Origin of the sequence: Actinomyces ihuae (assembly GCF_001457875.1) — a bacterium.
GTDB lineage: Bacteria > Actinomycetota > Actinomycetes > Actinomycetales > Actinomycetaceae > Pauljensenia > Pauljensenia radingae_A.
The window spans coordinates 63,593-77,769 of sequence record NZ_CZPX01000005.1 but is presented as its reverse complement, the minus strand read 5'-3'; the positions used below and the strand labels follow the sequence as shown (position 1 = coordinate 77,769).

Genomic DNA, 14,177 nt, shown 5'->3' with positions numbered 1-14,177 from the left:
GGCGTTCTTTGCAACAAACGACCGTCCGATGTGCTCCACGTGTCGACCGTTTTACCGCTCAGCCAGTTCGGTGAGCGCATCGAGGGGAATACTCAGCCAGTCTGGACGCATCCTATGTTCGTAGATCGACTCATAGGCTGCCTTCTCAATGATCAGTGCAGTCATGAGTGCGTCGTCGCGACCCGAGAAATCAGCGTGATACCCCTCAAGGAACGCACGCTGGTGCTGGCTGACCCACTCGTGAGCGACGGCATCGTCAATCGCTGAGTCATCATCGGCAAGGCGTCGTGCCTGCGCCATCGCATAGTCGAAGGAACGCAGCATCCCGGCAACGTCCTTGAGCGGCAGGTCAGGGGCGGTGCGCTCGGCCAGGGGGCGCAGCGGCTCGCCCTCGAAGTCCAGAATCTTCCACCCATCATCGCTGAGCAGGGTCTGCCCCAGGTGGTAGTCGCCGTGAATGCGGGTCGCCTGAAGCGGCTCGTCCCATTGTGCGAGCTGGTCCAGCTCGCGGCCCAATGTATCCACGAGTTCGCCGGTCAGGCCAGGGACCTCAGCGTGCGCAGCATCGAGGTTGTTGCGCACCCGCGCAGCGATCTGCGATGGCGTCGGCCCGTCAGCAGTGGGCAGAGCCCTCGCCAGAATCTCATGCATCTGAGCTGTCACGGTACCCAGTGAACGTGCCTGCTCGGTAAGATCTTCACCGCGGGAGGCACCATCGACAAAGAAGACGAAACCGTCGCGCCCATCGCGTACCAGCTCACTGATAATGGTCGCCACACACAGTTCCGATTCCTTCTTGGGCCACGAACGCACGCGTGCCGGGACGGCAACGTAGCCGAAAACGCGTGGCACGTGGTTCCAGTCAGCCTCGCATAGCGCGGTGGGCACCTCAACATCCGGGTGAGCACCCTCCGTGAGCACGCGCAGTACCTTCGCGATGATTCCAGGAGTCTCGTCTGTGGTACCTCGGAAAATAACCGAGGTGTTCGACTGCTCGCCTCCATACACCTGTACCTGGTCACGCATGTCGCGCATGCGTTCAACGGTGTCAGCATCCACCGTTCCAACGGCACGACCCATCGCCAGCCACGTGTCCCAAAATGCCCACACCGACACGCCGTCCAGAATACTCAGGTCACCAATCGATCCGATGGGGTCGCCCTCGTCAACGTCCGTCGCAGGATTGTCGAACGTTTCGGCAACGTCGTCTCCGGCCTGCGGAACGAGAACGAGGGGGACGTTGAGCAGTTGCGAGCCGGCCTGGATGATCAGCAGGCGAACTGACGCTAAATCACCGGAATCGGACTCCGGAGTTCCCGGCGGTTCCAGATAGCCTGAATCGGCATTGAGCTCGCCAATGACCTGCAATGTGCGGTCGCTGGTGCGTGGGAACCATCGCCTCGACGTGAGCCACGGGGCGATCGCTTCCAGGAGTTGAATGGAAGACGGTGCGTTACTCATCTTCTTCCTCACTTTCTGGTTCAAGGAACGTCACGCCCAGCCAGTAAAAGCCGTGGCGCGGCAGCGTGATGTCCACCGTCTCATCGTCACGCACATCCGGGAACGCGTTGCCCGATCCAAGATCGTACAGATGCCAGCCGGCCATGCCGGGCAGGTGGATCTTCGCGGAGTGCGGTTCAGTGGACAGGTTGTTGACGCACAGAATCGTTTCGGATTCGTCTCGGCGCAAGAACGCGAGCACAGCATCGTCAGAGGACCACAGCAGCGTCATGTCACCAAATCCGAACGGCGCATGCTTGCGGCGCGTGTTCAGCATCTTGCGCGTCCAGTTCAGCATCGAGGTCGGGCGGGTGGCGTGCTCGGCCACGTTCACTGCGCGCTGGTCATAGGTCGGTGATGAAATTCCCGGCAGGAACCACTGATCCTGCGGGGCATCGGAAAAGCCCATCGTCGGCGTGTCATCCCACTGCATAGGGGTGCGCACGCCGAAACGGTCAGGCAGATCCACGTTGTCACCCATACCGATCTCATCGCCATAGAACAGGAACGGGGAACCGGGCAAGGACAGCAGCAGCGCGTAGGCCAGTTCAACCTCGCGGCGCGAGGCATGCAGCAGCGGCATGAGTCGTCGACGTATACCGACATTGGAACGCATGCGCTCTTCAGGGCAGTACCACTCATACATCCTGGCGCGTTCCTCGTCCGTGACCATCTCCAGGGTCAGTTCATCGTGATTGCGCAGGAAAACACCCCATTGGCCACCCTTGGGCAGGGGAGGGGTGGCAGCCAGGATTTCGCGCAGCCCGTGTGAGGATTCCTCGCGCAGCGCGGCGAAAATGCGCGGCATGATCGGGAAGTGGAAGCAGATATGGCACTCGGGTGCCTCATCGGTTCCAAAATAGGCGACAACCTCGTGAGGCGGCTGGTTCGCCTCGGCAATCATGACGGTGCCGGGGAACTCTTCTTCGACCATTGCGCGCAGGTCCGCGATGAACTCGTGCGTGGCCGGGAGGTTCTCGCAGTTCGTACCTTCTTCTTCGAACAGGTAGGGGATGGCATCCAACCTGAAGCCGTCCACACCGGTGGTGCACCAAAAACGCACCACGTCTTTCATGGCTTCGCGCACCGCAGGGTTTTCATAGTTCAGGTCCGGCTGGTGTGAGAAGAAACGATGCCAGAAGAACTGGTGGCGCTCCTCATCCCACGTCCAGTTCGATACTTCCGAGTCCACGAAAATGATGCGCGCGTCGGCGTATTCGTTGGGTCGGTCACGCCAGACGTAGAAATCGCCGTACGGTCCGTTCGGGTCGGAGCGTGAGGACTGGAACCACGGGTGCTGGTCGGACGTGTGGTTCATGACCATGTCCAGCACGATGCGCAGGCCTCGTTCATGTGCGGCTTCCACGAGGGCACGGAAATCATCCATCGTGCCGAAGCGTTCGTCGATGCCCTTGTAGTCGGAAATGTCGTAGCCGCCGTCGGCCAGAGGGGAAGGAAAGAACGGGGGCAGCCAGATTGCATCGATACCGAGCCACTTGAGGTAGTCGAGCCGCGAGATCAGGCCGGGAATGTCACCCACGCCGTCGCCGTTGGAGTCCTGGAAAGAGTGGATCAGCAGCTCATAGAAGACTGCGTGGCGGTACCAACTGGGGTCGTCGGCCACAGGGACGAGGGCGGCTTCATCCTCGTGTGGCTGGTCCACCGTCATATTGTGGAATGGTGAGAGTTGCGCATAGTGGCTGGAGGTGGCGGTCGTCGTCTCAGGTGCGGCGTCCAGTTCAGCGCGCGATGAATCATCAACGGTCATGGCATCATACTGCCAGTTACGGCGCGCTGATGCACGGTGTGTATGCATTTCATGCCCGGCGAGTGGGACCCGCGGCGCCTGGAGGCGCGCGGTGCATTCTACTGTTGCTGTTCAACCCCAAAGACGTGTCCGATGCGGGTCCACGGGCTCAGCCGCACCACATTCGACGCACCCCAGCGGTACTCCATGCCGTCCAGTTCATCGACAAGGTTCAACCCGCCGCCGTGGCCAGCGTTGAGCAGCTCCATGCCGGGCGCGTTGACATCGAGGTCAACAGAGCCCCACACTTCATGATGCGGATCCAGTGAGACCACCACGATCACCGTGTCCGGGTTCCCATCAGGTGTGAACTGTCCGGGAATGTGCCGTGAGAAGCACAGCAACTGGTCGTTGGATGTACGGTGAATGCTGATCTGGTGAAGCTGCTGCAGGGCACGATGTCGCCCTCGTGCAGTGTTGAGCAGGGTGAGCAACTGAGGAATACCCGTGCGCTCCGCATCCTCCCACCTGCGCGGACGGTACTCGTATTTCTCGTTGTTGATCTGTTCTTCAAAACCGGGGCGCGGTACCGATTCGACCAGCTCGTAGCCGGAGTAGATGCCCCACGTCGGAGCGCCGCATGCGGCCAGAATCGCGCGGATTGCAAACATGGCGGTGCCGCCCTCGGTCATCTGCGGCGTCAAAATATCGTGCGTCGTCGGCCAGAATGTCGGGCGCATCAGGTGCGGTGTCTGCTCGGAGACTTCCTTGAGGTACTCTTCGATCTCCTTCTTATAGGTACGCCACGCGAAGTACGTGTAGGACTGGTCAAAACCGACGGCACCCAGCGTGCGCATCATGGCGGGGCGAGTGAACGCTTCAGCCAGGCAGATCACGTCTGGATATTCGCGATGCAGCGTGTCCATCATGCGTTTCCAGAAGTTCACTGGCTTGGTGTGCGGGTTGTCCACTCGGAAAATCTTCACGCCGTGTGCGATCCACAGGCGGAACAGGTCGTGGATCGCTTCGAACAGGCCTTCAGGATCGTGATCGAAGTTAATGGGGTAGATGTCCTGGTACTTCTTGGGCGGATTCTCCGCATACGCGATGGAGCCGTCGGCTCGCTGCGAGAACCATTCGGGATGGTCCCTGACCCACGGGTGATCCGGTGAACACTGCAGGGCAAAGTCGAGTGCGACCTCCATGCCGCGTTCGTATGCGGCAGCGACGAATGCATCGAAATCGTCAAAATCTCCCAGGTCAGGGTGAATCGCGTCGTGGCCCCCTTCATCTGACCCGATGCCGTAGGGGGAACCAGGATCGGTTTCCAGAGCATTCAGCGTATTGTTCTTGCCCTTGCGGAACGTCGTGCCGATGGGGTGAACTGGTGTGAGGTAGATGACATCAAATCCCATCGCACTGATGCGATCGAGTTCCTCAATTGCGGTGCGCAGTGTGCCTGAGACCCATGTGCCATCAGGGCGCTGGAATGCTCCGGCTGAGCGGGGGAAAATCTCATACCAGGAGCCCACCAGGGCGCGGGTGCGCGCGACATGCAGCGGATAGGCCTCAGTGCGACCGACCAGGTCACGCAGTGGGTACTGACGCACAATGTGGCGCACAGAAGACGATATACCGGCCGACAGGCGCTGCTGGTTTGATCGGGTGGCATCGCGCATGATGGAGATTGCACTGTGGAGGACGCGCGCATGGGGCTCAGCCAGACCCTGCTGGTCAGAATTGGCCAGTGCCCTCCCTTCGATCATGCGCTCAAACAGGCGTGCGCCCTCTTCCAGCATGAGGTCAGCGTCGATGTCGGCATCGACTTTAATGGTGGCATCATGTCGCCACGTAGCGTAGGGATCTGACCACGTCTGAATGCAAAATGACCAGTTGCCGGGTCGGTCAGGCATCACCCATGCCTCGTAGCGATCCAGACCGGGTGCAATATCCACCATTGGAGCAATCGTGTGGTCATGTCCGTCGGGGTCAATCAGGACCGCTTCGGCCTGATAGGCGTCGTGTCCCTCGCGAAACACCGTTGCGCGAATGGGGAATGGCTCACCGGCGGTCGCCTTGGCTGGAAGTCGCCCGCCTTCCACAACGGGGGAGAGTTCCACCGCGGGGATGCGTGTCACGGTCATGTCGAGTGGTCGAGAAGATTTGTGGCTCACATTGTTAGGGTACTGAATTTGGGAGGCACGTGGGGGACCATGGGTGGTGTGCGCATCGCCGAGAAGAATTCCCATGCCGTATCTTGTGGTCGCATCAAGGCTGAACGTGACTGAGCCATGACACGTTCGAGACCCCACGTGAAACGTCAATGAAATTTTCTCACCATGCATTCAGCGGAGTTATTCACCATTCGACGCTGAATGCAGGGACCACTAGACTGCTGTGTGTGAGAATGATTCAGCGTATTACACGCGGGTGCTTCAGCTGCTGCAGCGTGTCTAACTGAAGGGATTGATTACTAGATGTCTTATAGCCTGGCTGATGCAGCCACTTCGCAAGTCCGCTCCTTTTCAGGTCGACCAGCAGATCGCTCCACCCTCATGGAAATGTGGCAGGGCCTTTCTGCGGCAGTTGTTGACCGCGTCGCGAGCGACTGGGATCGTACCAACCGTCTGTATGCAACCAAACGACGGGAACACTATTTTTCGGCCGAATTCCTGATGGGTCGCGCCCTGCTGAATAACCTGTCGAACCTCGGCCTGACGAACGAAGCAGAAAAGATCGTCAATTCTTTTGGCCAGACGCTGTCCGATGTCCTGGAACAGGAACCGGATGCAGCGCTGGGCAACGGTGGCCTCGGGCGACTGGCAGCCTGCTTCCTCGACTCATGCGCCACACTGGACTACCCGGTGAACGGCTACGGAATCCTGTACCGCTACGGCCTGTTCAAGCAGCTGTTTGAGGACGGCTTCCAGCGTGAACAGCCCGATGCGTGGATGGAGGAGGGCTACCCCTTCATTGTGCGCCGCGAGGAAGAACAGCGCATCATTCACTATGCCGACATGGATGTGCGAGCCATTCCCTACGACATGCCGATCACCGGATACGGCACACGCAACGTGGGAACGCTGCGACTGTGGCGTGCAGAGCCGGTTGAAGAATTCGACTACGACGCGTTCAACTCGCAGCGCTTCACTGACGCCATTGTCGAGCGTGAAGCCGTCGCCGACATTTCACGCGTGCTGTACCCCAATGACTCCACGTTCGAGGGCAAGATCCTGCGCGTGCGCCAGCAGTACTTCTTCTGCGCCGCCTCGCTGCACGACATTGTTGCCAACCATATTGCCCAGCACGAGGGCGACCTGACAACTCTGGCTGATTTCAACGCGATTCAGCTCAACGACACTCACCCGGTTCTGGCTATCCCCGAACTGATGCGAATCCTGCTGGATGAGTACGGCTGGACGTGGGAAGCAGCATGGGACGTCGTCAGTCACACGTTCGCGTACACGAACCACACGGTGCTGGCTGAAGCGCTGGAGAAGTGGGAGACATCGATCTTTGATCGCCTCTTCCCGCGCATCATGGAAATTGTGCGCGAAATCGACCGCCGCTTCCGCATCGACATGACTGAGCGCGCCATCGACGAGGGAACCATCAACTACATGGCTCCGGTCCAGGGCAACATGGTGCACATGGCGTGGATCGCCTGCTATGCGTCGTATTCGATTAACGGTGTGGCCGCGCTGCACACAGAAATTATCAAGCGCGAAACGCTGCGTCAGTGGCATGACATCTGGCCCGAGCGCTTCAATAACAAGACGAACGGTGTGACCCCTCGTCGCTGGCTGCGTCAGTGCAACCCGCGCCTGTCCGCCCTGCTTGACGAGGTGACCGGCTCAGACCAGTGGGTCACCGATCTTGACGTCCTCGCACAGTTCACTGACAGCGTTGACGAGAGTGTTCTGCAGCGACTGATCGACATCAAGCATGACAACAAGGTTGACTTTGCTCAGTGGATCAAGAACCGCCAGGGCATTGAGGTCAATCCTGATGCGATCTTCGACGTGCAGATCAAGCGTTTGCACGAGTACAAGCGTCAGCTGATGAATGCGTTCTACATTCTGGACCTGTACTACCGCCTCAAGGAGGATCCGTCACTGGATCTGCCGCCGCGCGTGTTCATCTTCGGTGCGAAGGCAGCGCCGGGATATGTGCGCGCCAAGGCGATCATCAAGCTGATCAACTCAATCGGGGATCTGGTCAACAACGATCCTGACATTGACGGGCGCATCACAGTTGTCTTCGTGGAAAACTACAACGTCTCGCCTGCTGAGCACATCATTCCGGCTGCTGACGTGTCTGAGCAGATTTCAACTGCCGGCAAGGAAGCGTCGGGCACCTCGAACATGAAGTTCATGATGAACGGTGCACTGACGCTGGGCACGCTCGATGGCGCGAACGTGGAGATTCTGGACGCTGTTGGCCAGGATAACGCCTACATCTTCGGTGCCACGGAAGATGAGTTGCCTGAGCTGCGCCGCACATACGATCCGCGCTGGCACTATGAAAACGTACCTGGACTGAAGCGTGTGCTCGATGCAATGACTGACGGCACGCTGGATGACGGCGGCACAGGTGATTTCCATGACCTGCGTCTGTCACTGCTGGAAGGTAGTTACGATCCGGCCGACGTGTACTACGTGCTGGGTGATTTTGATGCCTACCGCACGGCTCGCGACCAGATGGCGCGTGACTACTGTGACCGCCAGGCATGGGCACGCAAGACATGGGTCAACATCACGAAGTCGGGACGTTTCTCATCGGACCGCACGATCCGCGACTATGCGCGCGAGGTGTGGAAGCTTGAGGCAGCCCCGATCGACCAGTGATCCTGTCACGCTGAACTATTCAGGCTCGCTACATGTCGTAGCGAGCCAATAGTTCGCAAATTCGACGTCTCCTTGCTGGATACGGGGAATGACGTCACGGGCGTGTCCTTCACCGACTTCAGGGTTAAAACGCTGGATGACGTCAAGATCGGGGAATTTGCTGATCTGCGTCACTGCTGTGTTCACACGGTCCGCGTTTCCACTGTTCGTGGCGTTAACGAATTCCTTGATCCAGGCACACTCCCAGTCAAGGGCTGCGAGGACCGCAACATCTCCTTCGGCGGTGACGACTGTGACGGGAGTGTCGGCAGACGGGTCAGTTTGCTGTGCCTGACGCATTGCTACGGGGTTATCGGCGCCGGACGTGTACTGAATGTGATCGGTGCTTACTGAATCCACTTCAGCGCCTACTGCCCACGGAAGCAGGTCGGCAACGGTGGGAGGGGTGGCGCCGGGCGGGTATTCCTCGCCCACTTGTGCCATTTCCTGCTGTGCCTGAGTGGTGATCTGCTCTGGAATATCGGCGCTTTGAGCGTATTGTGCAAGATCAGGATTGCGCGCTTCAGTCCTGTTTGCCTGCGTGCTGGGCGTGAGGACGAACAGTGCAAGACAGGTCGCTGTGATGCATAAGAGTCCTGCTGCGATCAGAAGAATGCGCGTGGCGCGCATGTGATTCGTGATGGATGTGTGCATGAGTACTGGATCACTCCCCATACTGATCGAGATTCTTCCCATGGCGGCGCGCCTGTCTGACACGAGCGCAACCGTATCTGCTTTCCAACTACGTCGTTAGTATTGAGTCTGTAGTAAAGCAGTGTAGCACGGGCATCGCGATCTCGTCAATCACACCATTGACGCACTTTCCAGCAGTCGACCGATCGTGTAGGTGATGATCATTGCCGCACTGCCGGCGCACACCAGTCGCAGGACCGACCTCTGGCGCGGAGAGCGTCCCAGCCACGCGCTGATCCACCCTGTCAATGCGAGAGCCACAAATACAGACACAAAGGTTGACACGATGCGAAGCGGTGGGGGAGCCAGAACCATTGTCAGCATCGGCAGGGCAGCACCGCTGACGAATGCGATGAAGGAGCTGCCGGCCGCAGCCCACGGACTGGTCAGTGAATCCGAATCGATGCCGTACTTGAATGAAATGACGGCATTGACCGGCTCATGTGAGGACAGGTCCGAGGCAACCTGGTGCGCGCTCTCCTCGCTCATGCCGCGTTGCAGACACACCTGCTTGATCTCGTTGAAAGCGTGGCCGGGATTGCGGCTCTGTGCCACGTGCTGCAGGCGGACAATTTCGCGCTCAGTGTCACGTTGAGTGGATACCGATACGTATTCGCCGATTGCCATTGACAGTGCTGCCGAGGCGATACCGGCGATTCCGGCAATCACGATGGCATGTGTGTTCGTGGGGTCGACAGCGGCGATGCCGATCAGTAGACCGGCGATCGACACAATGCCGTCATTGGCTCCCAACACTCCTGCACGCAGCCAGTTGAGCTTGGAGGAAATGAAGCCCTGCCGTTCACTGCGCACCGCTTCGACAACAGTACTCATGAGAGCACATTATCGCAGGTCAAAGCGGGTTTCTAGCAAGGAAAAGCTGATCTAAAAATGGCCAGCTTACGCAAACCTTGGCTCGCTCAGTACACCATATCCATCGCGCGACGCACCTCAGCCAGCGTGCGATCAGCCTGCTCATTGGCGACTTCATCACCGTGATGGAGAACCTCCAGCAGGTAATCCTCGTTAGCGGCCAGCTCTTCACGGCGCTCGCGGATCGGCGCGAGGAACTCGTTGAGCGCGTCGGTCACGACTGATTTGAGCGTGCCGCCGCCACCATCGCCGATACGGTCGGCAATGGCGTGGGGATCCTCGCCAGTGGCCAGTGACGCCATCATCAACAGGTTCGACACCTCGGGTCGATTCTCCGGGTCATAGGTGATGACGCGATCAGGATCAGTCTTGGCTTTCTTGAGCACACGCGCCGTCTCATCGGCAGTCATATCCAGCTCGATCGTGTTGCCACGAGACTTTGACATCTTGTTGCCGTCGGTGCCCAGCAGCAGCGGGGTCTTCGACAGCAACGCGTCAGGGCGCGGGAAAACAGGATGCTCCTTGTCGGCGCGCCCGTAGCGGCGGTCAAAACGCTGAGCGATCAGGCGTGTCTGCTCCAGGTGGGGGAGCTGGTCCTGTCCCACCGGCACGAGGTTCGCCTTGCAGAACAGGATATCTGCGGCCTGATGCACCGGGTAGGTCAGCAGCAATCCCGACATGGCGCGACCGTTCGTCGCATCAAGCTCTGACTTGACCGTAGGGTTGCGATGCAGTTCAGACTCGGTGACCAATGACAGGAACGGCAACAGCAACTGGTTCAGTGCCGGCACTGCCGAGTGGTTGAAGATGATGCTGCGCTTTGGGTCGATACCCACGGCCAGGTAATCGGCAACGAGGCCCAGGACGCGCTGGCGCAGCGGGCCAACAGCGTCGCGGTCAGTGATGACCTGATAATCGGCCACCAGAACCCACGTTTCAACGCCGCGGTTTTGCAGTTCCACGCGGTTCTTCAACGTGCCGAAATAGTGCCCCAGGTGCAGCTTTCCGGTCGGCCGGTCGCCGGTGAGGATGCGGAATCGCGACGGATCCTGATCAATGGCTTCCTCAAGTTCAACGGATCGAGTCTTTGCCCGTTCCAGCGAAGCGTGGTTGGTGGAATTTTCAAGTTGGTCTTCACTACTAGTCACGCCCGTAGTCTACCGAATGATGAGGGGTGCGTGCTGACAACATGACGATCACGGACTGTGGCTCGATCGTCACTTCGTCCCCACAACGGACAACTTCCAGTCTGTCAGGAAGCCCGCGTTCCAGGCGCTCGATGTCTCCCTCGACGTTGATACCGCCATCGGAAGGGCACGACCAGGAGGTATCCATGACGACGTACCAGTCAGAGCCGCGCCCGCTCACCAGACGAACCGTGGCAACATCCAATGTTCCATTCACCACAACGAGGGCGTCGCGGTCACCCAGCTGATACCCCGAACGGAGCATCTGGAAGACACGGTTGTGCTCCTGAGCCCAGCCATCCTGCGCAATGTCGTGAGCGTCACGATCAAACCACCCCAGATCGGCTATGACATCGCCCTCAGCTATCCTGCCATCTGCGAAAAGGGAGGGACGCAAGACCGGATGATGACGTCGCAGGGCCAGCAGCCAGCGAACAGTGGCAAGCTGCTGCTTCTGCGAGTCCGACATGTTCCAATCGATCCATGAGATGGGAGAGTCCTGGCAGTAAGCGTTGTTATTGCCGAACTGCGTGCGCTGAAACTCATCGCCCGCCACAATCATCGGAGTACCAGACGAGGTGAGCAGCGTCGTCAGCAAATTGCGCTGGCTCCTGTGACGCGTGGGGTAAATGTCCTGCAGGAAGTCAGAACTGACAGGCGACCCGTTCAGCGCGTCGTGAGCGTCATCGACCGGAGTCTGCGCAATAGTGCCTTCGATGCCGTGGTTCCACGAATGATTATTCGTCGTACCATCGCGGTTCTGTTCCAGGTTCGCCATGTTGTGTTTGTGATCAAAAGCGGTCAGGTCAGCCAGGGTGAACCCGTCGTGAGCTGTCACGAAATTCACGGAGCGCCGCGGTCCGTCAAAACGGTGACCACCGTGAGCAAACAGATCAGAAGAGCCGGACACGCGTGTGGCCAGCTTCATCGGGCCGATCGCACCGCGACCCATTGCCAGGGACCTGAAATCGGAAAGCCAGAACTCGCGCACCGTGTCGCGGTAACGATCATTCCACTCAGAAAATGGTGAGGGGAAATTACCGGTCTGCCACCCGCCCGGGCCAATGTCCCACGGCTCGGCAATGAGCTTGTCCTGGCACAGGTCCTCATCGGTTCCGATCCCGATAAGCAGAGGGTGCATCGGCGCAAAGCCCGTTGAGAAGCGTCCAAGCGTGGCCGCCAGATCGAAGCGGAAGCCATCGATCCCCATTTCGCGCGACCAGTAGCGCAGTGAATCCAGCACCATTTTCATGGCCAGTGGCTCGTCCGTGTTCAGCGAGTTGCCCGTTCCCGTCACGTCGATCATGCGACGAGGGCGCCCATGATCGAATCGATAGTACAGCGGTGCATCAAAACCGCTCCACGACAGTGTCGATCCCGTTTCCGACCCTTCGCATGTGTGGTTATAGACCACGTCCAGAAGCACCTCGATGTCGGCCTGATGCAGGATCGACACCATGCCTCGGAACTCATCAATCACACCCTGAGCGCCGCGCCTGCGTGCAGCCTCGGTAGCGTACGACGGTTCAGGGGCAAAGAACGACAGCGTCGAATAACCCCAATAATTCGTCAACCCGCGCTCAATCAGGAACGTCTCATCGTGTTTGGCGTGGATGGGCAGCAATTCCACAGCCGTGATGCCCAGCTTCTTCAGATAGTCCACCGCTGCGGGGTGCGCCAGTCCTGCGTAAGTTCCCCGCAGGTCATCCGGAATGTCAGGCATATTGAGCGTGAAGCCCTTGACGTGCAGCTCATAGATCACGGTCTGGTCCCACGGTGTGCGCGGTTTGTCGGCAATGTCGAACTGCGTGGACACGACAACCGAGTGCGGCATGTAGGGTGCTGAGTTCAGGTCAGACTTTTCCAGCGGATAGGTTGCCGGGTACAGGTCCTCGTCAACGGTGTGCGCGTGAACGGCAGCCCCCATCTGGACCGAACCGGCTAGGCCGCGCCCATAGGGGTCCAGCAAAAGTTTTGCCGGATTGTGAAACATTGCGGCGTCAGGATCCCACGGGCCGTGGACTCGGAAACCGTAGTGCGTTCCCAGGCCTGCGCCGTCCAGGTGCCCATGCCAGATTCCGTCTTCGGGTCCGAGCAATGACCAGCGCTTTTCATGTGCCGTACCGTCATCTGCCAGGATGCACAGATCCACGCGCGTCGCATGGCGCGCCACAACAGCAACGTCGATTCCGCCTTCACGCGCATACACTCCGATCCGGCGAGGTGTGGGATTCGGTGAGGGGATGCGCGGTGCAGGAGCGGCGAAGTCGTGATCGGAGCTGGGCACCATGTTTCTTTTACTATCCATTTACTCTCAAACGTGTGTCAGGCAGGCACAATTCCTGTCTCGATTGTAAGTGATCACCCCCAGTCATGCGTCTCAATGACGGCTCTGACCGCGCATTTCTTCGCGAGGAGCTGAGACGCTCCTGGTGGACGTAACGTAAGCCACCACGAGGTTCGCCTCAAAGTGTGGCACGCTAAAGGCATGAGAATTGCAGTATGTGTCAAGCACGTACCTGACGTCCAATCGGAGCGTCGTATCGAAGACGGGCGGTTGGTACGCGGAGAAGATGACGTGCTCAATGAACTCGATGAAAACGCGATCGAGGCTGCCGTCTCCCTGGTCGAAGAACACGGCGGTGAAGTGATCGCAGTGACAATGGGGCCGCAGGACGCTGAAGATGCCCTCGTGCGCGCACTTCAAATGGGAGCCGACCGCGCCATCCTCGTCACTGATGAGCGTCTCGAAGGCGCAGACGTGGTCACCACGGCGCGGGTGCTGGGAGCCGCACTCGACCAGCTGCGCGAGGATGAGCCTCTCGACATGGTGATCACCGGAATGGCCGCACTTGACTCTCTCACCTCGGCGTTGCCGGCGGCACTGGCCACGATCCTGCATCTGCCATACCTGGGTCTTGCCCATCAGATGAGCCTGACGGGCGAGGAAGAAGGGCCGTGGACTGTGACGATTCAGCGCACCGCTGATGGCTTCGATGACACGCTGACCAGTTCCACTCCTGTCCTCGTGTCGGTAACCGACCAGATCAATGAGCCGCGCTATCCCTCGTTCAAGACGATGCGTGCTGCGCGTTCCAAGCCGCTCGACGAGCTCTCACTGGACGATGTGGACGATGCGTCGCTCGATGAGATTCGCCAGGACGGCGCTCCGCGTGCCATTAACGTCCTTGATGCGCAGGAACGTGAACGCGACGGTGAGGGCACGATCGTGGCCGATTCGGGAGACGGCGGTCACCAACTGGCTCGCTACCTGATGGAGGAGTGCTGATT

At 59.2% G+C, this 14,177-nt stretch carries 9 protein-coding genes; 2 read left to right on the top strand and 7 right to left on the bottom strand.

Annotation, left to right across the window (positions count from 1 at the left end; translation table 11 throughout):
• Positions 1 to 51 precede the first annotated feature (51 nt).
• The 3 genes from BN3002_RS05105 to BN3002_RS05095 form a co-directional block, all read right to left on the bottom strand.
• Complete coding sequence (locus tag BN3002_RS05105) at positions 52 to 1,461, bottom strand: phosphotransferase (protein WP_058236973.1); 1,410 nt, start codon at positions 1,459 to 1,461, stop codon at positions 52 to 54.
• Positions 1,454 to 3,169 carry a maltose alpha-D-glucosyltransferase gene (gene treS / locus BN3002_RS05100; RefSeq protein ID WP_058237816.1) on the bottom strand — a complete coding sequence of 572 codons (1,716 nt, stop codon included), beginning with the start codon at positions 3,167 to 3,169 and terminating at the stop codon, positions 1,454 to 1,456. The genes BN3002_RS05105 and treS overlap by 8 nt, the downstream gene beginning before the upstream one ends.
• Positions 3,170 to 3,366: 197 nt before the next feature.
• Positions 3,367 to 5,391, bottom strand: coding sequence for a maltotransferase domain-containing protein (locus tag BN3002_RS05095; protein ID WP_058236972.1), 2,025 nt, complete (start codon positions 5,389 to 5,391; stop codon positions 3,367 to 3,369).
• Positions 5,392 to 5,724: 333 nt separating this feature from the next.
• Here BN3002_RS05095 and BN3002_RS05090 point away from each other — a divergent pair, with 333 nt between their 5' ends.
• Positions 5,725 to 8,094 (top strand): glycogen/starch/alpha-glucan phosphorylase, encoded by a 2,370-nt coding sequence (locus tag BN3002_RS05090; RefSeq protein WP_058236971.1) that lies wholly within the window; start codon positions 5,725 to 5,727, stop codon positions 8,092 to 8,094.
• A gap of 15 nt (positions 8,095 to 8,109) precedes the next feature.
• Here the strand turns inward: BN3002_RS05090 and BN3002_RS05085 are convergent, their stop codons facing one another.
• From BN3002_RS05085 to glgX, 4 genes are all read right to left on the bottom strand, one after another.
• The gene (locus tag BN3002_RS05085; RefSeq protein WP_257525475.1) at positions 8,110 to 8,763 is read right to left on the bottom strand and encodes a hypothetical protein; all 654 of its coding nucleotides are present in this window, start codon (positions 8,761 to 8,763) and stop codon (positions 8,110 to 8,112) included.
• Positions 8,764 to 8,937: 174 nt separating this feature from the next.
• Positions 8,938 to 9,660 carry a VIT1/CCC1 transporter family protein gene (locus tag BN3002_RS05080; RefSeq protein ID WP_058236969.1) on the bottom strand — a complete coding sequence of 241 codons (723 nt, stop codon included), beginning with the start codon at positions 9,658 to 9,660 and terminating at the stop codon, positions 8,938 to 8,940.
• Positions 9,661 to 9,746: 86 nt separating this feature from the next.
• Positions 9,747 to 10,847 carry a tryptophan--tRNA ligase gene (gene trpS / locus BN3002_RS05075; RefSeq protein WP_058236968.1) on the bottom strand — a complete coding sequence of 367 codons (1,101 nt, stop codon included), beginning with the start codon at positions 10,845 to 10,847 and terminating at the stop codon, positions 9,747 to 9,749.
• Positions 10,840 to 13,194: a glycogen debranching protein GlgX gene (gene glgX, locus BN3002_RS05070; protein WP_257525474.1), complete on the bottom strand. Its 2,355-nt coding sequence runs from the start codon at positions 13,192 to 13,194 to the stop codon at positions 10,840 to 10,842. Before glgX ends, trpS begins: the two co-directional genes overlap by 8 nt.
• A gap of 180 nt (positions 13,195 to 13,374) precedes the next feature.
• On the opposite strand from glgX, the gene BN3002_RS05065 reads away from it, so the two are divergent.
• Positions 13,375 to 14,175 carry an electron transfer flavoprotein subunit beta/FixA family protein gene (locus BN3002_RS05065; RefSeq protein ID WP_058236966.1) on the top strand — a complete coding sequence of 267 codons (801 nt, stop codon included), beginning with the start codon at positions 13,375 to 13,377 and terminating at the stop codon, positions 14,173 to 14,175.
• Positions 14,176 to 14,177 lie beyond the last annotated feature (2 nt).

What these genes read in the sequence shown, in the direction of transcription:
- BN3002_RS05095 (WP_058236972.1), bottom strand. Translation starts at nt 5,391, where the DNA reads ATGACCGTGACACGCATCCCCGCGGTGGAACTCTCCCCCGTTGTGGAA.
- BN3002_RS05080 (WP_058236969.1), bottom strand. Translation starts at nt 9,660, where the DNA reads ATGAGTACTGTTGTCGAAGCGGTGCGCAGTGAACGGCAGGGCTTCATT.
- glgX (WP_257525474.1), bottom strand. Translation starts at nt 13,194, where the DNA reads ATGGATAGTAAAAGAAACATGGTGCCCAGCTCCGATCACGACTTCGCC.
- treS (WP_058237816.1), bottom strand. Translation starts at nt 3,169, where the DNA reads ATGACGGTGGACCAGCCACACGAGGATGAAGCCGCCCTCGTCCCTGTG.
- BN3002_RS05085 (WP_257525475.1), bottom strand. Translation starts at nt 8,763, where the DNA reads ATGCGCGCCACGCGCATTCTTCTGATCGCAGCAGGACTCTTATGCATC.
- BN3002_RS05090 (WP_058236971.1), top strand. Translation starts at nt 5,725, where the DNA reads ATGTCTTATAGCCTGGCTGATGCAGCCACTTCGCAAGTCCGCTCCTTT.
- BN3002_RS05065 (WP_058236966.1), top strand. Translation starts at nt 13,375, where the DNA reads ATGAGAATTGCAGTATGTGTCAAGCACGTACCTGACGTCCAATCGGAG.
- BN3002_RS05105 (WP_058236973.1), bottom strand. Translation starts at nt 1,461, where the DNA reads ATGAGTAACGCACCGTCTTCCATTCAACTCCTGGAAGCGATCGCCCCG.